This is a genomic window from Enterococcus sp. DIV0712, assembly GCF_050554855.1.
GTDB classification, from domain to species: domain Bacteria; phylum Bacillota; class Bacilli; order Lactobacillales; family Enterococcaceae; genus Enterococcus; species Enterococcus faecalis.
Genome location: NZ_CP187333.1, coordinates 1,164,261 through 1,189,234, shown reverse-complemented (window position 1 = coordinate 1,189,234; position 24,974 = coordinate 1,164,261). Strand labels below are relative to the sequence as shown.

The 24,974-nt window shown below is 37.9% G+C and carries 24 protein-coding genes; all 24 read right to left on the bottom strand.

The window, feature by feature from the left end:
• Positions 1 to 23: 23 nt before the first annotated feature.
• The 24 genes from IGL42_RS05745 to mobA all read right to left on the bottom strand — a co-directional run bounded on the left by IGL42_RS05745 (position 24) and on the right by mobA (position 24,893).
• Positions 24 to 1,286 carry an ABC transporter permease gene (locus tag IGL42_RS05745; protein WP_002357698.1) on the bottom strand — a complete coding sequence of 421 codons (1,263 nt, stop codon included), beginning with the start codon at positions 1,284 to 1,286 and terminating at the stop codon, positions 24 to 26.
• Positions 1,279 to 2,178, bottom strand: coding sequence for an ABC transporter ATP-binding protein (locus IGL42_RS05740; protein WP_002357699.1), 900 nt, complete (start codon positions 2,176 to 2,178; stop codon positions 1,279 to 1,281). The genes IGL42_RS05745 and IGL42_RS05740 overlap by 8 nt, the downstream gene beginning before the upstream one ends.
• Positions 2,179 to 2,282: 104 nt before the next feature.
• Entirely contained in the window at positions 2,283 to 2,540 is a 258-nt protein-coding gene (locus IGL42_RS05735; protein WP_002357700.1) for a DUF3884 family protein, read from the bottom strand.
• 151 nt (positions 2,541 to 2,691) lie between these two features.
• Positions 2,692 to 4,488 (bottom strand): excinuclease ABC subunit UvrC, encoded by a 1,797-nt coding sequence (gene uvrC / locus IGL42_RS05730; RefSeq protein WP_002357701.1) that lies wholly within the window; start codon positions 4,486 to 4,488, stop codon positions 2,692 to 2,694.
• A 164-nt stretch (positions 4,489 to 4,652) separates the two neighbouring features.
• Positions 4,653 to 4,967: a thioredoxin gene (gene trxA / locus IGL42_RS05725; RefSeq protein ID WP_002357703.1), complete on the bottom strand. Its 315-nt coding sequence runs from the start codon at positions 4,965 to 4,967 to the stop codon at positions 4,653 to 4,655.
• A 97-nt stretch (positions 4,968 to 5,064) separates the two neighbouring features.
• Complete coding sequence (locus IGL42_RS05720) at positions 5,065 to 7,431, bottom strand: endonuclease MutS2 (protein WP_010710408.1); 2,367 nt, start codon at positions 7,429 to 7,431, stop codon at positions 5,065 to 5,067.
• Between the two features lie 110 nt (positions 7,432 to 7,541).
• Entirely contained in the window at positions 7,542 to 8,090 is a 549-nt protein-coding gene (locus IGL42_RS05715; protein ID WP_002357705.1) for a CvpA family protein, read from the bottom strand.
• A 19-nt stretch (positions 8,091 to 8,109) separates the two neighbouring features.
• The gene (gene zapA, locus IGL42_RS05710) at positions 8,110 to 8,553 is read right to left on the bottom strand and encodes a cell division protein ZapA (protein WP_002357706.1); all 444 of its coding nucleotides are present in this window, start codon (positions 8,551 to 8,553) and stop codon (positions 8,110 to 8,112) included.
• Positions 8,554 to 8,821: 268 nt separating this feature from the next.
• Complete coding sequence (locus IGL42_RS05705) at positions 8,822 to 10,924, bottom strand: heavy metal translocating P-type ATPase (protein WP_002357707.1); 2,103 nt, start codon at positions 10,922 to 10,924, stop codon at positions 8,822 to 8,824.
• A 121-nt stretch (positions 10,925 to 11,045) separates the two neighbouring features.
• Complete coding sequence (locus IGL42_RS05700) at positions 11,046 to 12,050, bottom strand: ATP-binding cassette domain-containing protein (RefSeq protein ID WP_002357708.1); 1,005 nt, start codon at positions 12,048 to 12,050, stop codon at positions 11,046 to 11,048.
• Positions 12,047 to 12,718: a molybdate ABC transporter permease subunit gene (gene modB / locus IGL42_RS05695; protein ID WP_002357709.1), complete on the bottom strand. Its 672-nt coding sequence runs from the start codon at positions 12,716 to 12,718 to the stop codon at positions 12,047 to 12,049. Before modB ends, IGL42_RS05700 begins: the two co-directional genes overlap by 4 nt.
• A gap of 8 nt (positions 12,719 to 12,726) precedes the next feature.
• The gene (gene modA / locus IGL42_RS05690) at positions 12,727 to 13,527 is read right to left on the bottom strand and encodes a molybdate ABC transporter substrate-binding protein (protein ID WP_002357711.1); all 801 of its coding nucleotides are present in this window, start codon (positions 13,525 to 13,527) and stop codon (positions 12,727 to 12,729) included.
• Positions 13,528 to 13,545: 18 nt separating this feature from the next.
• Positions 13,546 to 14,517: a molybdopterin-binding protein gene (locus tag IGL42_RS05685; protein WP_002365608.1), complete on the bottom strand. Its 972-nt coding sequence runs from the start codon at positions 14,515 to 14,517 to the stop codon at positions 13,546 to 13,548.
• A gap of 3 nt (positions 14,518 to 14,520) precedes the next feature.
• The gene (locus IGL42_RS05680; protein WP_002365607.1) at positions 14,521 to 15,003 is read right to left on the bottom strand and encodes a MogA/MoaB family molybdenum cofactor biosynthesis protein; all 483 of its coding nucleotides are present in this window, start codon (positions 15,001 to 15,003) and stop codon (positions 14,521 to 14,523) included.
• Positions 14,996 to 15,430, bottom strand: a complete 435-nt coding sequence (locus IGL42_RS05675) for an MOSC domain-containing protein (protein WP_002357714.1) — start codon at positions 15,428 to 15,430, stop codon at positions 14,996 to 14,998. The genes IGL42_RS05680 and IGL42_RS05675 overlap by 8 nt, the downstream gene beginning before the upstream one ends.
• A gap of 2 nt (positions 15,431 to 15,432) precedes the next feature.
• Positions 15,433 to 16,407, bottom strand: a complete 975-nt coding sequence (gene moaA, locus IGL42_RS05670) for a GTP 3',8-cyclase MoaA (RefSeq protein ID WP_078122675.1) — start codon at positions 16,405 to 16,407, stop codon at positions 15,433 to 15,435.
• A complete protein-coding gene (moaC, locus tag IGL42_RS05665; protein WP_002369470.1) occupies positions 16,404 to 16,913 on the bottom strand; it encodes a cyclic pyranopterin monophosphate synthase MoaC in 510 nt (169 codons plus the stop codon). The genes moaA and moaC overlap by 4 nt, the downstream gene beginning before the upstream one ends.
• Positions 16,914 to 17,176: 263 nt before the next feature.
• Positions 17,177 to 18,379 carry a molybdopterin molybdotransferase MoeA gene (locus tag IGL42_RS05660; protein WP_002360421.1) on the bottom strand — a complete coding sequence of 401 codons (1,203 nt, stop codon included), beginning with the start codon at positions 18,377 to 18,379 and terminating at the stop codon, positions 17,177 to 17,179.
• A gap of 18 nt (positions 18,380 to 18,397) precedes the next feature.
• Entirely contained in the window at positions 18,398 to 21,118 is a 2,721-nt protein-coding gene (fdhF, locus tag IGL42_RS05655) for a formate dehydrogenase subunit alpha (protein WP_104842513.1), read from the bottom strand.
• A 2-nt stretch (positions 21,119 to 21,120) separates the two neighbouring features.
• The gene (locus IGL42_RS05650; RefSeq protein WP_002394421.1) at positions 21,121 to 22,419 is read right to left on the bottom strand and encodes a complex I 51 kDa subunit family protein; all 1,299 of its coding nucleotides are present in this window, start codon (positions 22,417 to 22,419) and stop codon (positions 21,121 to 21,123) included.
• An 11-nt stretch (positions 22,420 to 22,430) separates the two neighbouring features.
• A complete protein-coding gene (locus IGL42_RS05645) occupies positions 22,431 to 22,919 on the bottom strand; it encodes an NAD(P)H-dependent oxidoreductase subunit E (RefSeq protein WP_002357722.1) in 489 nt (162 codons plus the stop codon).
• Complete coding sequence (locus IGL42_RS05640; protein WP_002357724.1) at positions 22,907 to 23,488, bottom strand: hypothetical protein; 582 nt, start codon at positions 23,486 to 23,488, stop codon at positions 22,907 to 22,909. The genes IGL42_RS05645 and IGL42_RS05640 overlap by 13 nt, the downstream gene beginning before the upstream one ends.
• On the bottom strand, positions 23,478 to 24,302 hold the full coding sequence (locus IGL42_RS05635; protein WP_010818374.1) for a formate/nitrite transporter family protein: 825 nt from the start codon (positions 24,300 to 24,302) through the stop codon (positions 23,478 to 23,480). The genes IGL42_RS05640 and IGL42_RS05635 overlap by 11 nt, the downstream gene beginning before the upstream one ends.
• Before the next feature lie 15 nt (positions 24,303 to 24,317).
• Positions 24,318 to 24,893 (bottom strand): molybdenum cofactor guanylyltransferase, encoded by a 576-nt coding sequence (gene mobA / locus IGL42_RS05630; RefSeq protein ID WP_002361748.1) that lies wholly within the window; start codon positions 24,891 to 24,893, stop codon positions 24,318 to 24,320.
• Positions 24,894 to 24,974: the final 81 nt, after the last annotated feature.

Here is a 24,974-nt window from a genome sequence, read left to right as displayed (position 1 = left end):
GTCCTTTTAGAGTTAAACAAGGATTATTTATGCTTTTGTTCATTTTTTAAAATAGAAATTGACTGTTTTAAAGATTGAATCATGCCGCCTTCACTGTATACAAGAACGTTTGATTTGTATAAACGAGCAGAGAAGATTGTTAAAATAATTCCAAAAACTGCCAAAATCACTAATGAGACAATTGCTTCCATTGTTGATGCCGTTTCGGTCGCCAAGCGTACTGGCATAATGTATGACGAAATCAGCGGAATAAAGGAAGTCACTTTCACCACGATATTTTGTGGATCATTCGTCCCAAACGTAATGCCAATCATATAACCGATTAAACCAATATACATGATGGGCTGAACTGCTTTTGCTGTATCCTCTGGTTTGGAAACAAGAGAACCACAAAGTGCTGCCAAAACAGCAAAAACGAGAATACCAATAATGAAAAAGCCTAATGTAAAAATAAAGGTTGATGAAAAAATACTTTGTGGTGAAATCCCACTTAATAGACTTTTCATAAAATCAAGATTTTTCAATTGAGAATAGCCGAGAACAAACGCCACTCCGTAAATGAAAATTTGTGTTAAAGCTACTAGAATAACCCCAGTTAATTTGCCATAAAAATGGGTTTGCGCTTTTGTACTAGAGAGAATAACTTCCATGATTCTAGTGCCTTTTTCAGAAGCAATCTCTTGGGCAATAATTGAAGAATAACTGCTGATGAAGACAAATAACAAAATTGTTATCCCCATTGCTAACGCCATTTGAATCCCTGTGTTATCTTCTCCTGTTTTTATTTTACCATTTTCATCAAAACTAATTTTGGCTTTTTTAAATGTTGCTTGTTGATTCAACATGGCAACTTGCTCAGCTGTTAGGTTTAAACGATTGGCATTCGCCATTGTTTGTAATTGGTTTAACATTTGAGGAATTAGCATCTCGGTTGCATTTCCTAAAGAGCGTTCAGAATAAAGCTGACCAGAAATCTGATTATCTGTAGTGTCCAAAAGTAAATAAGCATCAATTTTCTCGTCTTTTAATTGTTCTTGGGCCTTTTTCTCAGAAGAAACAGCTTTGAAAGAAAAGTCCTCTGTTTTATTCTTTGTCAACTCTTTAACGAGCGCTTGATTTTCCGAAACCAGACCAATGGTAGTATCTCCTGAAAAACCGCTAGCTAGAGAGCCCGCTAAGTAAACAATTCCTACAAGAAGAAATGGCGCTAAAATCATGATTAAGAAAGACAGCGACTTCACATTTTTCTTATAGACATCAGTCGCAATAATCCAAAATTTACTCATCTTGCCCACCTACTTTCATTTTGAAAATTTCTTCCAATGTTGGTGGTTGTTGATTAAACATTGGAATGTAGCCGTTGGCTGTCGCTTTATCAAACAACACTTTGCCCACTTCAGCGTTTTCTAATGTCGCTTCTAAGACGCCATCTTGTCGTAAGTGTGCTTCTTTCACACCTGCTGTAGCAGCAACTTCCTCAACAGATAACGGTGATTCTAAAAATAATTTTGTTCGACCAAATTGTTGTCGAATTTCATGAACCTGACCATCTAAAACCATGCGTCCATTTTTTAACATGACTAAATGGTCACAGATTTTCTCCACATTGTCCATATTATGACTGGAAAAAATGACACAAGAACCTTGATTTTTCAATTCAATAATGCCGTCTTTTAATAATTCTGCATTAACTGGATCCAAGCCACTGAATGGTTCGTCTAAAATAATTAACTTCGGTTCATGAATAAGTGTCGCAATCAATTGAACTTTTTGTTGATTTCCTTTTGATAAAGATTTAACTTTATCTGTTTTTTTGCCTTTAACTTGAAATTTTTCCATCCAAAAGTCAATTTTAGGTTCAATTTCTTTTTTAGTTTTTCCCCGCAATGAAGCGAAATAAATTAGTTGGTCTTCAATCGTAATTTTAGGATATAAACCCCGTTCTTCTGGTAAATAACCAATAATATTGTATTCTTTTTCGTTTAATGGTTGACCATTCCATAAAACCGACCCGCTATCTTGTGTTAAAAAATTTAAAATCAAGCGAAATGTAGTTGTTTTCCCGGCACCATTTTGGCCAATTAATCCTAAAATTTTCCCGTCCGGTATCGTAAAGGATACATGATCAACTGCTTTAAAATCCCCAAAGGTTTTGACTAACTCTTTTACCTCTAACACATAAACGCCCCCTTCACTTTTTCTAAACCGCTGTTTAGTTACTCATATCGTATCTTTCCTGTGTTGGCTTGTCAATGACAATTGTTATGGAAAGATGCTGCACTTTAATCAGACTCTTTATTTTCTGCTAAGCGAAAAAGGCCATCCGTCTCGGCAGAAATATGCACTTCATTTGCGGTCAAGCCTGTGCTTTCATAAAATTTATTTTTAAATTCCTTTGCCGATTTTGATGATTGGCAGGCCCAAATTCGACCTGTACGATTCAACCACGTACCCAATTCATTCATTAAACGCTCATCAATCAGTAATTGATTTGGTACTTTTTTAAATTTTATTTGATAAACGGGCGTTAGTATTTTCATGATCAGACGTCCTCTCTTTTAAGTTAGTATTAGTATATCACGAAAGAAATCGTTATCATATTTTCTTGAGAGTTCAACTTTTCATGAAAAAATTGAATAAAAAAACCAGACAAATTAGGAAAAGCACCTAATTGGTCTGGTTCATTTTCATTTATTTTTCTATCTCAGAGGTTGTTTCTTGGTGCAAATGACGATACACATTCTTCGCGACAGTTTCAGGTAACCCAGCTTTTCTTAATTCTTCAACACTGGCAGCCGTAATATTTTTAAGCGATTTAAATTCTTTTAAAAGATTTTTTTTGCGTTTCGGTCCCAAGCCTTCAATGTTATCTAATTTGGAAGCAAAACTATTTTTACTACGTAATTGACGATGGAATGTGATGGCGAAACGATGGACTTCATCTTGGATTCGTTGCAACAAGAAAAATTCTTGTGAGTTTCTTTCCAATGGTACAACTTCTAAGTTTGGACCAAATAAAAGTTCACTCGTTTTGTGCTTGTCGTTCTTGGCTAATCCAGCTACAGGAATATCGACTCCTAGTTGATTGGCTAACACATCTTTGGCAACATCGACTTGACCTTTACCACCATCGATTAAAATTAAATCAGGAAAAGGCAAGCCTTCTTTTAAAACTCGTGAATATCTGCGATAAATGACTTCTCTCATAGAAGCGTAATCATCAGGACCTTGCACAGTTTTTATTTTATATTTTCGATACTCATTTTTAGCTGGTCGTCCGTCAATAAACACAACCATCGCAGAAACAGGGTTTGTTCCCATAATATTTGAATTATCAAATGCTTCAATTCGAATGGGCGCAGGTATGTTCATCGCATTGCCTAATTTTTCAACTGCGCCAATTGTTCGTTCTTGTTTCCGTACAATCAAATCGAATTTTTCATTTAAAGCAACTGCAGCATTTTTACTGGCTAATTTAACCAGTTTTTTCTTTTCTCCCCGTTGCGGCTGCAAGACTTTCGTAGCTAATAAAGCTTCGACGCTTTCTTTATCAATGTCATCAGGAATCAAGACTTCTTTTGGCACAAAATGCTCATTCTCTTGATAAAATTGTCCAATAAAAGTTAAAAATGCTTCACTGGCATCATCATAAAATGGAAAAATCGATACATCACGTTCGATTAATTTTCCTTGTCTGACAAAGAATACTTGGACACACATCCAGCCTTTATCAACAGCATAACCAAACACATCACGATCAATTAAATCTACATTCGTCATTTTTTGGCGGGTCATAACTGTTTCAATCGCTTTAATTTGATCGCGAAATTCTGCAGCTTTTTCAAATTCCATATGTGCAGCTGCATAAGCCATTTTTTCTTGTAAGCGGTCCTGAATTTCTGTATGTCCACCAGAGAGAAACCCTTTAATCTCTTCCACCATATCTTTGTAGACTTGCGGATCCACATCAAAAGCATAGGGACACAGACATTGTCCTAAATGATAATACAAACAAGGTGTTTTTTGCGACGGATTACATTTTCGCAAAGGAAAAAGCCGATCTAACAGTTTCTTTGTTTCATTCGCTGCATTTACATCTGGATATGGGCCAAAATATAACGCTTTGTCTTTTAAAACCTTTCGAGTAATCATTAAACGAGGATATTTTTCGTTTGTGATTTTGATAAAAGGATAGGTTTTATCGTCTTTTAACATGATGTTATATTTGGGATTATTTTTATGGATTAAATTAATTTCTAATAAAAGTGCTTCAATATTCGATTCTGTCACAATATATTCAAAATCATCGATTTCACTGACTAATCGTTCTGTCTTAGTATCATGGCTACCACGAAAATAAGACCGGACACGGTTTTTCAAAATTTTGGCTTTCCCAACATAGATAATCGTGCCGTTTTTATCTTTCATTAAATAACAACCAGGTTGATCAGGAAGCAGTGCTAATTTATTTTTTATTCGTTCGTTCATACGATACTTCCTTTCTAACAAAATGCTTCGTCTATTATACACCTCTTTTTGTAATTAAACAAAAAAAGCCGCTACTTTATGTACGAAAGAAACAGCCTGAAAAGACAATCGCTAATGATTTCTCTTCAGACTGAATCAGACTATTCGTAATGACTAATCAACGTTTATAAGTGTTTGGCAATCATTGCTTGCAATTGGTCTTTTGTATGAACACCGACTGCTTTTTCAACAACTTCGCCATCTTTTTTCAATAGCAATGTTGGGATGCTCATGATTCCAAAACTTGCTGGTGTTGCAGGATTTTCATCCACATCCATTTTGACGATTTTCACTTCGTCTTCATCATATTCTTCAGATAATTGTTCTAAGATGGGTGCTTGCATACGACAAGGGCCACACCAAGTTGCCCAAAAGTCGATTAAGACTAATCCTTCATCTGTTTCTGTTGCAAAATCTTTATCGGTAATTGCTTGTGTCATTTCACAAACCTCCTACTCTTTACTCTTATTACATGCTTAGTATAACACGTCATCTCTAAGATAGCGAGTGTTCTGCTTACTTATTGTAAGTCCTTATTTATTGGAATTTTACGACAGTCGCACCATTACCACCTTGGTTTTGTGGCGCAAATTCATAGCTTTTCACACTGCGGTGATTTTTTAAAAATTCCGTTATTCCGGTTCTTAATGCACCTGTTCCTTTGCCGTGAACAATGGTTACTTGTGGATAGCCCGCTAGAATCGCAGCATCAATGTATTGGTCAACTTCTGCCAATGCTTCTTCGTAGCGTTTGCCACGTAAGTCTAGTTGTGTGCCAACATGACTGCTTTCTGCAGAACGAACCGTTGTAACTCTTGGTTTTGCTTCTTTTTGTGGAGCGACAGGCGTCATATCCTCTTCAGAGACGTTCATTTTTAAAATGCCCAATTGGACTTGCCATTGTCCTTTGCCGTTGCCTTTTAATAATGTCCCTCGTTGGCCGTAAGTATTGACAATTACTTCATCGCCAGCTTTTAATTTTTTCTGTTCTTTGGCCTTCTTCAACACTTTGTTTTTAGCAAGCTTGGTTTCTTCATGGTGTAATTGAGAAAGTTGTGTTTTCGCATCAATTAACTGATGTTCTTTGACACCACCTTGTTGGCCACTTTCCAATTGCATTTTGCGAATATCAGAAATAATGGTTTCCGCATTTTCTTCCGCTTCTGCAATAATTTTATTCGCTTCTTTCCGCGCTTTTTGTAATTCTTTTTCTCGTTCTTCAAAAAATACTTGATAGGCTTCTTTCAGTTCTTTATGCAAAGCGGCCGATTCATCGACATAGTGGCGAGCTTCTAAATATTCAGTTTCGGCCATTTTGCGACGGTTTTCCAGGTCTTCAATCATTTCGTTTAAATCTTGACTTTCACCGTCCATTATTTGTTTTGCAGCTTCAATAATACTGTTGTCTAATCCAAGACGTTTCGAAATTTCAAAAGCATTACTTCGGCCAGGCACGCCAATTAATAAACGATAGGTTGGACTCAAGGTATCTACATCAAATTCCATACTGGCATTGATTGTTCCAGCTCGATTATAGCCATACACTTTTAATTCAGGATAATGGGTTGTTGCCATCACATAGGCTCCTTTAGCACCCAATGAATCTAAAATGGCAATCGCTAAAGCGGCCCCTTCTTGCGGATCTGTCCCAGCACCTAATTCATCAAATAGTACTAAACTTTGATGATCGACTTTCTTTAAGACAGACACGATATTCGTCATATGTGAAGAGAAAGTACTTAAACTTTGTTCAATCGATTGTTCATCCCCGATATCCGCAAATACTTCTGTAAAAATACCCATTTTACTCTCTTCTTCAACTGGAATAGGTAATCCAGCTTGACCCATTAATTGTAAAAGACCTAACGTTTTCAGAGTAATGGTTTTCCCGCCGGTATTAGGCCCTGTAATCACAATTGCTTGATATTCTTCTCCAATCACAATGTCATTGGCTACAGCTTTTTCTGGATTTAATAGTGGGTGTCGGGCTTGTTTAAAAACTACATGATTTGCTTGACTAATTTCTGGAACAACTGCTTTTAGTTCTTTTCCTAGTCGCGCCTTAGCATTAATAAAATCAAGTTTACCGATGACATAAGCATTATGCGTAATTTCACGGCGATAAGGGACCAACTCGGCCGACAGTTCTGCCAAGATGCGAGTAATCTCATTTCTTTCGGCAATTTGTTGTTGTCGCAAACGATTATTCATTTCTAAAATTTGTTTAGGTTCAATAAATAAGGTTTGTCCTGAAGCACTTTGGTCGTGAACCACGCCACCAAAAATATTTTTATATTCTTGTTTGACTGGAATCACGTAGCGTTCATTTCGCATAGTAACAAGGGCATCACTAAGGTAACGTGCGTTTTTCCCACGAATAATACTATCTAGTTCTTCTCGAATGGTCTGCTCACTACGTCGAATATTTTGCCGAATTGCCTTTAAGGCTGGCGAAGCTTCATCTGTGACGTAGCCATCATCATCAATGGCTTGTTTGAGTTGGCGATTTAATTCAGGCAAAACTTCTAGTTGCTCTCGCCACATATATAAACGTTCAAAATCCACTTCATTTTCACTTAACTCATCAAAAAAACGAGTCAGTTCTGAAGTAGTCGATAAGACACGACCTACTTGTGCTAATTCTACACCATTTAAATCCGCACCAATTTCAATCCGTTTCATGTGTGGTTGGATATTTTCTAATTTAGGAATGGGGATTCCACCACGTAATCGTTGAACTTTTAAACCATCCTGTGTTTCATTTAGCCATGCTTGAATTTTATTTTCATCAGCAATCGGTAATAATTCCGAAACTTCGTTTGTCCCCTGAGCTGTCACAATAAATTGCAACAACTGTTGTTTTACTTTATCAAACCCTAATGTTGATAGAATACGCTGATTCATTTTTCCACCTACTTTTCAAACTTTTTCATTTGTTGAAAAGACTGAGACATAACATAAGAAGTTTCGCTTTGCTCACTTACTTCTTATCTCTATCTCAGTCCCATTCAGCTTTATTTCGTAATTGGTTCAACCCATAATTCATATGCTTGTTTTGTTAGAATTGGGGTATTTTTTACAATGCCTCGTGCCAAGCCACTTGACCGAAACTGATTTTGGACAATATCTGACGGAATCATTGACGCCGTAGCTAACACTAGAAAAAGACCCACGTATAACACAAGAACACTTAATACGCCACCTAATAGTCCATTTACCTGTTTCAAAACTGGAATAAATGTTAATCCATGTAAAAAGATAGCTAAAAAACGAACGACTAACCAGCCTGCAAACAGCAATAATAGAAACGCAACCGCTGAATAAAAGGCTTTGTCCAAGTCTAAAGAAATCTCTTGATTAAAAAAGACAAGCTTTGACGTTGGCGTAACCGATGGATATGGAATATACAATTCTAAATGAGAGGCGACCTCTTTGTAATAGGTTCGAGCAACAAAATATGAAATTAAGTAACCCACTGAATAGAGCACTTGTAAAATCAAGCCTCGTTTAGCTCCTGTATAAAATCCAAAGGCTAAAAGTAATAAAATAAGTATTGTTAACATCTTGTCATCCTTTCAGGAACTACTCCGAAACACCTTTATTTTGAATCTGCTGTTTTCGATTTTCATTCAAAATTTGTTGGGCTTCCACATGATTATGAATTTCTACATCTTCTTGTCCATTCTTTTTCAAAACATCCCGTGCTTCTTCTTCGATAATTTCCATTCGGCGCACACGATTCTCTAATTCAGCCAAACGAATGGTTTTCTGTTTTAAATCTGCTACTTGTTTTTCCAATTTTAAAGCATATTCTTGTTTTTTTAGTTGATCTGAAATTGCATTAATTGCTAATAAAACAGAAGCTTGTTCCGTATCAGTTTGCGGAGAAAGATGTTTAATTTCCGCCAGTTGTTCGTTGACAATTTTTGTGACTAAATCCATATGTTGTTTTGACTCTTGGCCAATAATTGTATACGTATGGTCTGCAATGATTGCTTTATATCGTGTTTTTTCATTTGATGCCATGTTGAGGTTCCCTCCTGTAAATCAATCCATTCTTGCTTATTGTACCATGAAAAAAAAGCGAAGCGCAATTTTCGTACAAATTCTTTCTTATTATATGCCACAAAGCGAAAAATTTAAAGATTTCTTTACAAGAACTCTGGCAATTTAAGAACGAATAGAAATTGTGTAGGAGAAAAAGCGTGGAACAAAAAGTCAAAATGATTTTTGTCCCACGCTCAAACTCTGATAATCAGCTAAAAATGTTTGTTTCAGCTGTACTTTTTAAGGCTTAGTTATTATCTTTCATCTTTTCTACACGTAAACAACGCATAGCATTTAAAACAGCGATAATAGTTACACCAACATCAGCAAACACTGCTGCTTGCATTGAAGCCAAGCCTAATGCACCTAGTACCAAAACAATGATTTTAACAGCAATCGCAAAGATAATGTTTTGTTTAACAATTCTCAATGTTTTTCTTGATAATTTAATCGCAGAGGCGATACGACTTGGTTCATCATTCATAATCACCACATCAGCAGCTTCAATTGCCGCGTCACTTCCTAAACCACCCATGGCAATCCCAACATCAGCCCGGGCTAAAACAGGTGCATCATTCATGCCGTCACCAACAAAGGCAACTTTGTTTTTAGGTGAGGATGCTTTTAACAACTCTTCTAAACGATCCACTTTGCCATCTGGTAAAAGTTCTGCATAAACTTTGTCAACACCAACTTCTTTTGCAATAGCTTCTGCAACTTGTTGATTGTCTCCAGTCAGCATAACAGTTTGTTTGACCCCTTCAGCTTTTAATTCTTTTATTGCTGAAATGGCGTCTGGTTTCAATTGATCCGCAATCACTAAGTAGCCTGCAAATTGATTATCAATAGCGACAAAAATTAAAGTTCCCGCTTCCTTCACTTCTGGTGCTTCGATACCAAATTGTTTCATTAACTTCGCATTACCGACTAAAACTGTTTTGCCTTCAATTGTGGCTTTGATACCGTGTCCGGCAACCTCTTCAATTGCTGTTGCTGGAACTGTTTCTTTGCCATAGCTTTCTTTAATAGAAATAGCAATTGGATGAGTGGATAATTGTTCTGCTGTTGCTGTTAAACGTAACAACTCTTCTTCAGGTAAAACAACACTAGTTATGTTTTGAACCACAAAATTTCCTTTTGTTAGCGTACCAGTTTTATCAAAAACAATCGTTTCCGTATTCGCTAAAATTTCTAAATAGTTACTTCCTTTAATTAAAACACCTAGCTTGCTGGCTCCGCCAATTCCACCGAAGAAACTTAAAGGAACAGAAATGACTAAGGCACATGGACAAGAAATAACCAAGAACGTTAATGCCCGATAAACCCATTCATTAATAGAAGTATCAGGGAAAATAAATGGTGGAATCACTGCCAATAAGACAGCTAAAACAACGACAACTGGTGTATAGTAACGAGCAAATTTAGAAATAAAGTTTTCTGCAGGGGCTTTTTTACTGCTAGCATTTTCAACTAAATCTAAAATTTTGCTAACTGTTGAATCCCCAAATTTTTTCGTAACATTAATGGTCAAGGCCCCATTTTTATTGATAAAACCACCTAAGATTTCATCGCCGACTTTGACCGTTCTTGGAACGGATTCACCAGTCAACGCAGAGGTATCTACCATACTTGATCCATCAATAATTTGACCATCTAATGGAACTTTTTCACCTGGTTTCACTAATATTTGTTGCCCAATTTCAATTGTATCTGGAGCGACCGCTTTTATTTGTCCATTTACTAAAAGATTTGCTGAATCTGGACGAATATCCATTAATTTGGCAATTGATTTTCTGGATTGATCAACCGCAGCACTTTGGAACCATTCGCCGACTTGGTAGAATAACATTACTGCCACAGCTTCGGGATATTCCCCAATAAAGAATGCCCCAATCGTTGCCACAGACATTAAGAAATTTTCATCAAACACTTCCCCACGAAAAATATTCGTTACCGCTCGTTTGACAATGTCGCCACCAATTAAGACATAAACGACTAAATAAGATGCCAAAGCAACCCAATTATTACTTGGTTTAATGATAATAAGTGCTAAAAATAAAACAAATGCAATAATGATACGAATTAAGCGATTCTTATTTGGATTACGTCCCTCTTCTTCTTTGACATCTTTTAAAGAAATAACTTTGACATCTGGTTCTAACTTACCAATCACTGCACGCGCTTCATTTTCGACTTCTAAATCATGTCCTGATTCAACTTCCAGTGTCATCTTTTCAGCCATGAAGTCCACACGCGCTTTTTCTACTCCGTGAATTTTTTGGACAGATTTTTCAATTTTGTCTGCACAACTTGCACAATCAAGTCCTTCTAGTTTATAACTCTTTTGCATTTAAACACCTTCACTCCCTATATAATAGCGATTATTCCGTTTACATGAATAACCTTTCATGAATCTATTATAAATGAAGATGCAATCATATGTCAACCGCTTCACGTAATCTTTTTCTATTTTATAGACATAATGGCATAATTGCTGTAGGTGGAATGGATAACTGAGTAATAACTTTCGGATTGAGTCTATTGCTCCCTTTCCACCAAATTTTGGTTTGTTGGTGTTGAAACCAAGCACTTTGTTCAAAAGGTGCTGACAATGTTTGTAAGTGATGCACTTCGATCTGATTGGTTGCCTGCGGTTCTGTTGTGAAATCATGGGCCCGAATTCCAATAGAATGACAAGAAATAGGAACTTCTTGTGTAACCGTTAGTGTTTGTTGCCAGCCAATCACTTGGACTCTGTGCGCATCTATGCGTTTGACAGGCCAAATATTTTTACAACCAGTGAGTTTAGCTGCTTCAATCGTTTGAGGTTGGTTAAATAATTGATTTGTTGCACCAAAAAGTGTTTGGTTTTTTGTGATTATCACTAAACTCTGACATAACTTATACAGTTCATCTAAACTATGACTCACAATTAAGGCATGTTGATTTAAATTACTTAATCGCTGTTGAAGTTCAATTTGCAGCTCTTCCTTTAAGGGTGCATCTAATGCGGAAAATGGCTCATCTAATAACAGGTAAGCCGGCTGAGCCGCTAGCATTCGCGCAAAAGCCACTCGCTGTCTTTGTCCTCCAGAAAGTTGACTAGGATATTGTTGTTGGACTTTAGTTAAGTGAAAAGATGCAAGCAATTGAGTGACCAATTGTAAATCTTTTGTCACGCACGTCAGATTTTCTACTACCGACAAATGAGGAAACAACGCATACTGTTGAAACAAAAGACCAATTTTTCGTTGTTGCGGCGACAAATTGATCTTTTTTTCAGTATCGAATAAGACTTGATCATTTAAAACAATCTGACCTTTATCCGCAGTCTCAACACCCGCAATACATTTTAACAACATACTCTTGCCACAACCAGAAGCACCTAAAATTCCTGTTGTTTGAGTCTTTGTTTCAAACTGAATTTGCAAAGTATGACTTTTCAATTCTTTTTGAATATCAACAATTAATCTCATTCCGATCTTCTCCAAGCGCGCTGACTAAAAAATTCCGTAAAAAATAAAATAATCAGGCAAAGTAATAACATAATCACAACATATTGATTGGCTAAGCGCCAATCCCCACTTGCTACAGCAGAGTAGATAGCTAAAGGAAGCGTTCTTGTTTTGCCAGCAATATTCCCTGCTAACATTGTCGTCGCTCCAAATTCGCCTAACCCACGGGCAAAGGCTAACACGCCACCGGCCAAGAGACCGTTCATCGACAAAGGTAACGCAATTTTTCTAAAATATCGACTTTCCGAAAACCCGAGTGTCTGGGCCACCGCCAACAATTCACTATCCATTTGTTCAAACGCCGTTAAGGCTGAACGATACATTAAAGGAAATGAAACAGCAACGGCAGCAATAACCGTAGCTGGCCACGAAAAAACAACTTGAATGGCAAAAAAATCAAGTAAAAACTGGCCCACTGGTTGCTGAACACCAAAAATAGTTAAGAGAAAAAAACCAAAAACAGTCGGCGGTAAAACTAATGGCAACGTAAATAAACTATTCAAAAGAATTTTTAATTTACGATTTTTCAAACGAAAAACAATATACGCAACGCCTGTTCCTAAAACAAAAGTAAATAAAATGGCGATTATTGCTGTCTGAAAAGATAAAAGAATTGGTCGAACATCCATTTTCCCACCTACTTTGTTAACTTAAAGCCAATATTTTCAAAATATTTTCTGCATTGTTGACTCTGTAAAAAATTTAAAAAAGCATCCGCTGATTTTTGTTTCTTAGAGGCGGCAACTTTACCAACTGGATAGATGATTGGCTTTTTCAAAGCAGCTTCAGGCATGGCCGCAACAATCGCTACTTTTGAATTGGTTGCTGCATCTGTCGCATAAACCAAGCCAGCTTCTGCACTTGCATTCGCTACCCATTCAAGGACTTCTGTTACATTCGTGCCAAAGCTTGCGTGTTTTTCTACATAAGACCAAGCGCCTAAAGCTTTTAAGCCTTCTTCGGCATATTGACCAGCTGGAACACTCGCAGGATCACCAATTGCTATCATTTGGGCTTTTTTTAAATCAGAAAAATCATGCCACTTTGCTTGATCTTGGTTAGGCACAATAAGAACAAGCTGGTTTTCCAATAAAGGAACGACACTTTTTTTATTAATTAGTTTTTCTGCAACCAATGCATTCATTTGTTTTGTCGAAGCTGAGAAAAATACATCGGCTTTTAGGCCTTTTTCAATTTGCATCTGTAATTTTCCAGAACTATCATAGGTTCCAGTTACCTGAATATCTGGATGCTCTTTTTCAAAGGCTGGAATAATTTTCTTCTCCATGACTGATTCTAAGCTAGCTGCTGCCGCAAGGGTTATTTCTTCTTTTTTTGTTGAAACTGTTTCTTTTTGCGGCTGATTTGTACATGCAGCAATTAGGGCAACTAAACTGAATAAACTAAGCAAGAACACAGTCTTTTTTTGTTTAGACATTTGAACGCCTCTTTTCTTTTATAAATACCCGCCATAACTCAAGTCAATAATTTCAGATTTTTTAATCACTTCTTTGGCCATTAATCTTGGTAACAACAAATCAAAAACAGTTTTTTCTGAAAATAAAACACCACCTGGTAAGCCAATGATCGTTTGCTCTCCTTTATAAGCTAGCAAAAACATTGAGCCTGGTAAGACTGGTGTCCCATGGGTTACGATTTCAGCACCTGTCTGCTTAATTGCTAACGGTGTCAAATCATCAGGATCTACACTCATACCACCTGTACAAACAATCAGATCAAGCCCTTGTGCTAACATCTTTTTGATCGCAACAGTAATTTTTTGCGGCTGATCATCGACAATTTCTTGCTTGACAATCGTAACTAAAGGATACGCGGAGAACTTGGCTTTTAACACAGGGTAAAAAGCATCCTCAACCAATCCTGTGTAAACTTCACTGCCAGTAGTTACAATCCCGACCCGTATTTTTTTGAAAGGTTTCACAGAGATTAGTGGCTCAGACGTGCTGAACTGGCGTGCCTTTTCTAATTGGCTTTTAGAAATTGTTAGTGGAATCACTCGAAAGGCTGCAACTTTTTCATCTTTCTGAACTTCTATATTGGTAACTTTAGTTGACAAGGCGAGACCTTCAATTTCATTTAAAGCAATTAATTTTTCTCGATTGACTTTTAAAAGACCTCTCGTGCTAGCTTTAGCAACAATTTTTCCTTCATGGACTTCACTCGGCTGACATGAGTCATCTGTTAACAGGTTATACAGAAATGTTGCTGCCTCTTCTTCATGTATTTCCGCTGGGTCTAAAGCAACAAATAGATGTTTTTTCCCTAATGATAAAAGAATTGGAATATCTTCTTGAACAACTATATGTCCTTTTTTAAAACACACTTCCTTGGTCTTTCCATAGTCAATTCGCGTAATATCATGACTCAACGGAAGGCCAACTGCCTGTTCTGTTCGAATTGTTTTCATGGTTTATTCCTCATCATGTATGATTTTTTTATTTGTGATCAAATCCAAAGCGTGGGGCAAAACAGGCAACAAAAAATGCAAATGTTCTGTTACACTTTTTGGGCTACCAGGCAAATTAACAATGAGCGTGCGTCCTCTTTGAACAGAAACGCCTCGACTTAACATAGCAAATGGTGTTTTTTCCAAGCTAAGTTGACGCAAGCCCTCACTGATCCCAGGAATGATTCGCTCTGCTACACGTAAGGTAGCTTCTGGGGTCCGATCCCGTTCACTCAACCCTGTGCCGCCTGTCGTTAAAATCAAATCACAGGTCTTAGACCACTCTTGCAATAGCTCTACTAATTGATTTTCTTCATCTGGTAAAATGGTTTGTTTGGTTACCTGGTAGAGCACAGGTAACTGTTCACGAATCAAGGGCCCCGATTGGTCGACAGCAAGTCCTTGAAAGCAACGATCACTTAATGTTACAATGCCAACTTTAAACAACGTCTAACTGGTCTCCTTTTTTAATATGACCTTCTGTCACAACAACTGCAAAAATCCCTTCTCTAGGCATGATGCAATCGCCCACTCGCGCGTAAATCTGACAGTGTTTATGGCACTCTTTCCCAATTTGAGTAACCACCAATTCGGAATCGCCTATTTTCATTTTCGTTCCAACAGGTAATTGACGTAAATCAATCCCTGAGACGATTATGTTTTCCCCAAAAGCACCATTGCCAACCCGAGCTCCTTTTTCATTGAAAGCCGTTATTTCTTCAAAAGATAACAAACTGACTTGTCGATGCCAATTACCGCCGTGCGCATCATTTTCTAATCCGAAACCTTTAATTAAGTTGACTTCAGGAATTTCCTTTTTCTGTGTGCCTCTTCGCGGGCTAATATTTATTGCAATAATTTCTCCTGTTTTCATACTTACCCTCCTATTTGTGACATAAATCGTTGTTCTCCTTGTTGTTCCAAGAAAAGATGTTTTTCAGGCTTACAGGCAATGCCACTCTTAATAATCCCTAACAATTCTGCTGTTTGTTCCTTAGCTAAAGCTTCCTTTAACGAGTAGCCGTCTGCAGAATGCAGGCACGTTTTTAAATGGCCGTCTGCAGTAATTCGGATTCGATTGCACGTCTCGCAAAAACAATGCCCTAATGCACTAATAAAACCTATTTTCCCTTTAAAATCTTTTAAGGCGTAATAACTAGCAGGGCCATTGCCCAATGGTTTTTGGTATGGTTGTAACGTTCCATAATGTTTGGTTAAAATGTCTTCTACTTCTTCTTGTTGCTTACCTGGATGCTCCTTCCCTAATCCAATTGGCATCATTTCAATGAAACGAAGATGCACAGTCTCTTTCTTAGCGATTTCAGCCAGTTCTACAATTGTTGCTTCACTTAGCTCTTTCCTAGCTACAGTATTAATTTTGATATTAGGTAATCCCACATCAATCGCTTGTTCTAAGCCCGCCAGAACATTCCTTAACTGACCAACTCTTGTTATTTCTCGAAATTCTTCTGGATCCAAAGTGTCTAAGCTAATATTAATGCCGTCCAAGCCCGCCTCTTTTAACCCTTGAGCCTCACAAGCTAACTTCATGCCATTAGTCGTTAGGGTTACTTTTTCGATGCCTGAGATTTGCTTTATCCTTTTAATTAAAGAGAGTAAATTCGGTCTAACAAGCGGTTCACCACCTGTTAATTTAACTTTTTTGATGCCTTCTTTCGCTAATATCCTCAATAAAAAAATAATCTCATCATCTGTTAGAAGCTGCTCTTTTTTTAAAAAGCAAAGACCTGTTGCTGGCATGCAATACGTGCAACGTAAGTCACAACGATCTGTTAAAGACAAACGAACATAATCAATTTCACGGTTAAATGCATCTTTCATGCTGTTCACTCATCACTTTCCTTTGATTTAATTGAAGAACGAATGAAATGACCACTACGTCCACCATTTTTCTCTAATAAACCAATGTTTGTCATTGTCATTCCTCGATCAATTGCTTTACACATGTCATAAATTGTTAAGAGTGCTGCTTGCACACCTGTTAGCGCTTCCATTTCAACGCCAGTTGAACCCACTGTTTTTGTAAAGCAACGTACTTCTAAACAAGTTTGATTGCGCCAATCAAACTGAATTTCACACTTTGTCAAAGCAACCAAATGACACAAAGGAATCCATTCAAACGTTCGTTTTGCGGCGGTAATCCCAGCTACTCTTGCTACCTGTAATACTTCACCTTTTTTAATCATTTGGGTCTGGATCGCTTCTGCTGTCGCTTCCAACATGTGAATTTCTCCATAAGCGAGGGCTGTTCTTTGAGTGTCATTTTTTTCCGAAATATCAACCATATGCACTTCTCCTTGTGTATTCAAGTGCGTAAATTCCTTACTTTGAACCATTTCTCCACCTCACATTTGACATTTGTTAACGTTTACACAATACTTCTTTTTCAAGTGTATCACTCTTGCATCAAAAAAACAATCTGGCATCCATAATTTTTTTTAGCGAGAAATCGAAGTAAAAAAACGTTAAGCGACAAAAATTACGTGCTTCGCTTAGCCTGACCAGACTTTTGTCTAAGTCTTAAAACTTGATAAGCAATAAGCCACCAGTCGACTCGACTGATGGCTTACTTTCATACTAATCTTAGGTCAGGTTGTCATCAAGTTTGCCAATAATAGACTTTTACAAGCGCGCCTTTTTTGAGTAGTACACCAGCTGGTTGTTCTAGTAGGCAATTTGTTTCTAAAGTATTTGATAAATTGGATGAAAGATGACTTTTTGTCACTAAATTTACTTTGCCATCTATTTCTTTCGCTCGGTAAAATCGACGTAGTCTACTGGGGGCTAATTCATGCGCTAAAATTACTGTTCGTTCCTTGAGATTTAACTCGACACAATTAAAAAAAGTAGCTAATAATGTCCAGTAAAAAAGATGTAAATTAACCATTGCCGCAAACGGATTGCCTGAAACGCTTAAAATGAGTGTTTCTTGAAATTGACTTCCCATAACTGGGGTTCCAGGTTTCATATTTACAAAATGAAACAACTCTGTTCCTCCGATACGTTTAATTGCTAAAGGTAAATTGTCCTTTTCACCTACCGAAACACCACCACAAGTAATTAATACATCAAGTTTTGGTGAAATCTCAATCAGCCTCTTCGCTAATTCTTCAGGGTCATCTGAACAATGGTCTAGGTGGATTACTTCATTGCCACTTGCTTTGACAAAAGCTGCTAACATGTAGAGATTACTATTATAAATTTTCCCAACTGACAGCGGTTCTTCCAAAGAAACTAACTCACTACCCGTCGCTAAAATCCCCACCTTCATGCGCTTCAATACAACAACTTTATCAATCCCTTGCATTGCCAACAAACCAATCATGCGACTATTAATCTGTTGATGTTTTGCTAAAATTTTTTGCTGAAAAGCAATATCTTCTCCAATTTCCGCATAGTTTTGGCCCGCAGTGACAGAGCGAAAAATTTTAACATGGTCTTGCCCAAAATCCGTCCATTCTTGTGGCACTACAGCATCAAAATCGGTTGGAATAAAAGCACCTGTTGTTATTTTAATCGCACAGTTATTCGTCTGATTACAATAAAACATGGAATCCCCTGCCACTAAAGAACCGACGACTTTTAAACAACTTGGGCTTTCAGCAGTCGCACCTCGTGTTTCTACTGCACGAACGGCATACCCATCCATCCCGGCACGAGGAAAATGAGGAATCGCTGTCTCTGCAAAAATGGTTTCTCCGCTAATCCGCCCCAAGGAATCAAGCAGCGCCACTTCTTCTGTTTCACATTGACTCTTCATATGTTGGGTCATTTTCTCTCGTGCTTCTTCCAACTCGATCATGTTTTAACCATCCTTTTTTTATTTATTCACTGGTTTAATCGCAACGGCACAAACTTTATATTCAGGAATTGTGGCGATATCATCAAATACAGCATTGGTGATTTCGTTAACATTCCCATCTGGAAAGTGGAATGTCATAAAGACTTCTTGCGGAAATACTCGATTTCCGACAGCCGCATAGGTTTCAATTTTGCCACGTCGAGAATGAACTTCCACTTTGTCACCTTCTTGGATTCCCAGAGCTTGTGCATCGACTGCATTTATCTCAATATAAGAGTGATTCGCTATTTGGTTAATCCCTTCCGTTCGTCCTGTCATTGCTCGCGTATTGTAATGGTAAAGCATTCGGCCTGTCGACATTAAATACGGGTACTCTTCATCTGGTAATTCTTGTGCTTGCTTATACGGAATTGCTTTAAATAAACCTTTCCCACGAGCAAAACTGCCCACATGCATAATCGGCGTACCTGGATCTGTCAAGCTACGACAAGGCCATTGTAAGCTCTCCTTCTCTAATCGTTCATAATTAATTCCACCAAACGAAGGCGTCACAGCTGAAATTTCTTTCATAATTTCTTTTGCAGATTCATACGCACAAGGATAGCCCATTCGTGTCATGACTTCACAAAAAATTTCATAGTCTTCTCGCGCTTGTCCCCTTGGTTCAACAGCTTTGCGGACTCTTTGCACGCGCCGTTCTGTATTTGTAAATGTCCCGTCTTTTTCTGCATAACTGATGCCTGGTAAAACGACATCTGCATAAGCAGCCGTTTCTGTCATAAATAATTCTTGAACGACTAAAAAGTCTAAACTTTCTAAAGCTTGACGAACATGTCCTGTGTCTGGATCCGTAACAATTGGATCTTCTCCAAAAATATAAAGGCCTTTGACGTTTCCTGCCGTTGCTGCTGGTAAGACTTTAGTAGAAGTTAAACCTGTGTTTCGATTTAACGGTACATGCCAAGCTTTTTCAAATTTGTCGATTACTTCTGGATTATTGACTTTTTGATAGCCTGGGAAATCATAAGGCATACAGCCCATATCGCAAGCACCTTGAACATTATTTTGACCTCGCAAAGGATTGACACCACAGCCTGGTTTTCCAACTTTACCAACCAACATTGCCAAATTAGACATACTCATAACACCCTCAGTTCCTGTCGAGTGTTCCGTTACGCCTAAACAATAAATGATTGGTGCTTTCTCTGCTTTTGCATACATGCGTGCTGCTTGAATTAAATCTTCTGGATGAATATGACAAATTTCTGCGACTTTTTCCGGCGTATAATCAGCCACCATTTTTTCTAAATCTAAAAATCCTTCTGTCCGTTCTTCAATAAAATGGCGATCTGCTAAACCTTCTTTCAAAATCACATGCATCATGCCATTAGCAAATGCGACATTCGTTCCCGCCTGAACTTGTAAATGCAGTGCACTATCCTTCACTAAGTTAATTTTCCGCGGATCAACAACAACAACTTGTGTTCCTCTTTGGATGGCTTGGCGAATTTGCGCACCAATAACTGGATGAGCTTCTTCTGGATTGGAACCTACTAATAAAATCATATCGACATCTTCAGTGATATCAGCAATAGGATTAGTCATCGCACCAGAGCCTAAGGTTTGGGCTAAACCATGGACCGAAGCCGAATGACAAACACGGGCACAGTTATCAACATTATTGGTACCAAAAGCAGCACGCACCATTTTTTGAAAAACATAATTATCTTCATTTGTTGCTCTAGAGCACGAAAAACCAGCAAGAGCATCCGGACCGTTTTTTGCTTTAATTTCGTTAAATTTTGACGAAACAAGCGTTAAGGCTTCTTCCCAAGAAGCAGGTTCAAAAATGCCATTCCGTTTAATTAATGGCTCCGTTAAGCGATCTCCTGACCCAACAAATTTATATGAAGCAAATTTTCCTTTCACACAAAGTAAATTTTTATTAGCTGGTCCATCTATGGGTTCAACACCCACCAAACGATTGTTTTTAACGAGTAAATTCATCTGACAGCCTGTCCCACAATGCGGACAAGTTGTAGGAATTTTCTGGGTTTCCCATTTGCGGTACTCTTTTGTATCTTTTGCTGTTAACGCACCTGTAGGACAGGAAGAGACACAATTGCCACATGATTCACAGATAGATTGATCAAACGCCTGCCCATAACTCGGCATCATTTTTGTTTCAAAGCCACGATTAGCAATACTGAGTACATCTCTTCCCTGCCGCAATTGACAGACACGAGCACAACGACGACACATGATACACTTTTCTGGATCATAAGAGAAAAATGGATTACTGGTATCTTCTTGATGGCAAGGCATTCTTTTTCCCTCGGTAAAGCTAGTGGCATCAATCCCATAATCTAGCGCATACTGTTGTAATTGACAATCCCCGTTTTTTCCACAAGAAAAACATTCTAATTTATGATTACTCAATAATAAATCAAGAATAAAACGTCTGGAATCAGCAACTTTTTCAGAATGTGTTGACACAACCATGTCCTCTTGACAATGTGCCGTACAAGCAGTTGTTAAGCCACCACGTCGGCCGCCTTCCACCTCAACCACGCACATCCGACAAGAACCATCAGGTGCTAATTCCTTTAAATGACAGAGCGTTGGAATTTCAACACCTAGCCCTTTCGCTGCTTCGAGAATAGTAGTCCCTTTAGGCACAGTTACTTCTTGGTTATCAATAGACAACGTAACTGTTTGCGTATGCAACTTTGTTTTCATTTTTACCAACCTCCTTTGCTGGTGGCATAGATTTCTGTTTCAGCAGTCGTTTCAAATTCTTCTGGAAACAAAGCCAATGCACTCTTCATTGGATTTGCGACGGATTGTCCCAAACCACAAGCTGATAATCGCGTGACATGCGTGAGCATCTTTTCCAATCGCGGCAAATCACTAGCTGTTGCCTCGTTCCGATTGAATTTACTCAATAATTCCAAAATCCTAGTTGTTCCCAATCGACAAGGGGTGCATTTACCACAGGACTCATGAGCAAAAAAGGCCGCCACGTGTACTAAATAGTCCACAACATTAACTGAATCATCCATTACTACAATTGCACCAGAGCCGACAGATAAGTCATGGGCCCATAAATCTTCGTAGGAATACAAACAATCCCTTAACGTTGCGACAGCACCAATTGGACCGGATTGTCCACCGAAGTGAATAAATTTTAATGATCGACCAGTTGCAGAGCCTCCGCCGTATTGCTCGCCATAAATTATTTCTTCTAATGGTGTTCCAAGGTTGACCTCGTATAAGCCCCGATTTTTAATATGTCCAGACAAACAAATTAGCTTTGTGCCGCCACCATCGGCAGTACCCATCTCTAAAAAAGCTTGTCCACCTTCTCTTAAAATTACAGGAACACTTGCAAATGATTCAACATTATTTACTAATGTTGGTTGCAAATATAAACCAACATCTGCTAAGTGTGGTGGTTTGACACGCGGCCGCCCCGTTTTTCCTTCAATTGAATTTAAAAGTGCTGAATTTTCCCCACAAATATAGGCGCCAGCACCAGAAATAATCGTAATATCATAATTGAATCCTTCAATTCCTAAAATGTTTTCCCCTAAAAAGCCAGCTTGTCGTGCATTATCGAGTGCTTCTTGAAATGTTTTTTGGATTCTGCGATATTCTCCTCGCATATAAATATAACCTGCTTTTGCTGAAAATAAATAACCAGCAATGATCATTCCTTCAATCACACTCAATGGATCTTCAGATAAAAGTACTTTATCCTTAAAGGTCCCTGGTTCGCCTTCATCAGCATTACAAACAATGTACTTTGTGGTTCCTTTTGCATGATAAAGATGGCGCCATTTTTTTCCTAAAGGATAGGCTGCTCCACCGCGACCTCTTAAGTGAGCAACATCCAGTTCGTTTAAAATTTCTTCATCCGATAGTGAAATTGCTCTTTTTAAACCATCAAATCCATCGTATTTACAATATTCAGCAACATCGGTCGCAGATTGCATTTTTCCCATTCTCTCTAATAACATTGGTTGGTTTCTCTTAAGCATTGACTCACCTCCTACAATCCTTCATAGCAATCATTTTGTAAATGTTGAATTAATTGATAAATTTTCTCTTCGGTTAGTTGACTAAAAACGGTGTCCTTAATTTTAATTACTGGACCTAAATCACAAGCCCCGATACAAGGAATACTGTGATACATAAATAAGCCATCTGGTGTCGGCTGATTCTCTGGCACTTCTAAAATGGTTTCTAAAACTTCGGCAACCATCGCCCCACCAGTATAATGACACGGTGTGCTGTTACAAATCTTCAAGACATACTTCGCTTGCGGTTCCGTCTTTAAAATGGCATAAAAACTGACGATTTCATAGACTCGCGCTTCCGTTAAATGTAGATGCTCTGCAACTAATTGAGCTGTCTCCTGATCGATATACCCTTCTTCTGAAGCAAATTGTAATTCAATTAAAATATTTAAAATTCGTTGTGGATCAGCATCGTTTTCTAGAATAATCGCTTCTTTTTCAATTAAGCTTAATGCACACATTCCTTTTTATTCCCCCTTTTTAGTGAAACTTGAAGTTGTTCTCCTTGATAATAGATACGCAATTCTTTTGGTATTTCAGCAGATAGTAAACAAAAATCGGCTTTATCTATGACTTTTTTTGCTGATTCTTTTTGGCGATTCTGGTTATTCATCATAAGAAATAGTCCTGGCTGCACAACATTACGTAATGAATTTGATTCACAAATGATTAATGCTTGGGCCGGCACAGCTTTCAGAAATTGCTGAATGGCTTCCGCCAAATTTTCTTGAAAAACTTTCAATAGAAAAACTTTTTGACAACCTGCAGCTAATAATTTCATGGTATCTTTATTGCCAATCGTCTCTTGCTCTTCTACTAATTCATAACCAGCTGTAATACTGGTACAAATTCCGCATCCTTTTGTGCCTCGTTGACACACCCCTCGTTGACCACTAATCGTAATAATCTTCAAGCCATAAATTGGATAGACTTCTTGGTACTGTTTAATAAGGGCTTCGGCTAATGTCGTTTTGCCACTATTCCGACCAGTAGAACCAATTTGAATCATGTTTGGTATCTCAATTGCCATAGAGCTCCTCCGTCTGAATCGTTTTCTCAACTCTTGGTTTGACAGTTGCTGGTTTTGTCATAAAGATCAATGGTACGGCCATAAAAAGACTGCCACCTACTGCATTGCCTAAAAATACCCATAATGTATTCTGCAAATAATCCCACCAACTGATTGTGGTACTTTGTGAAAAAATTGCCGCTGGAATAATAAATGCATTGGCGACCACGTGTTGAAACCCACAAACAACGAAAACCATGACAGGAAACCATAAGCCAAACATTTTACCTAAATATGATTTTGCCAACGCTCCGAGATAAACCGCTAAACAAACAAAAATATTACAGCCAATCCCTGAAACAAAAGCAACTATCGGTGGATCAGCAATTTTCGCCTGAGCAACTGCGACTGTTTTATCCAGAAACGCACCTTCAGTTAACCCAACAATATGGCCAAATAAATACGCCACAAGAAATCCGCCTAGACAATTGGTCAATAAAACAACTAGCCAGTTATAACAAAGAGCGCCCACTCGAACCTTTTTCTGTAATACGCCTAATGTCATTACCATCATATTGCCTGTTGCTAACTCACCACCAACAAAAGTAAGCGCTATCAATCCAACTGGAAATAAAGCTCCACCCAGAAAGTTGTTAAAACTTCCCCATTCTGTGGGGGCGGTTCCAGTGATACGAATAAACGCCAAGTAACCTAGTGCAATACAAAAACCAGCCATGATGCCTAAAATACAGAGTCGAACAAACGATAATTCCCCTTTCATTTTTGCCTTATCACCTAAGCTTGCAACTATTTCTTCACTACTGAAAAAATCCATTACGATTCCTCCTTTTTATCGATACCACTGAGACAATTCTTCTTTTCGATTGACATTTTTAAGTTGATTCTCTTTTGATAGTTGCACCGTTTTTACAGATAGATGCTCAAATTCTTGCCGAATCTGATAGTTATTTTGCGCAAGCTGTTTTTGAAATGTTGGTAGACAAGAACATCGATAAAAGCCAAATAATGGTTCTTGACGACCTTCAAAGTCAAAGATTGTTACTTGATTTTGTCCACGCTTAGAGGCTAACTGATACACAAGTTTAGGAGAAAAAGTTGGTATATCACAGGCAATTACAAACACTTCAGCTTTCTGAGTATAGTTCATTGCTGTCACAATCCCACCTAATGGCCCCTTTCCAAGATACATATCTTGAATGATTGTGCATTTTCTAAACGCCTTAGGAAATTTTTGACTATCATTCGTTACTAAAATAACCTCTTCGAACAGTTCCATTAACTTTTCAGCTGTTTGCAAGATCACGTATTGGCCTTGAATTTTCAATAATGCTTTATCAAATCCCATCCGTGAACTTTTCCCGCCGCATAACAGCACTGCTGTACAATCAGCAATAATTTTCGCCACCCCTTTACCATAATTTTTGTTAGTTCAAAAAAATATTTTTTAGTCATGTATTAAGTCTATTATAAGACATCCCTCGTACAA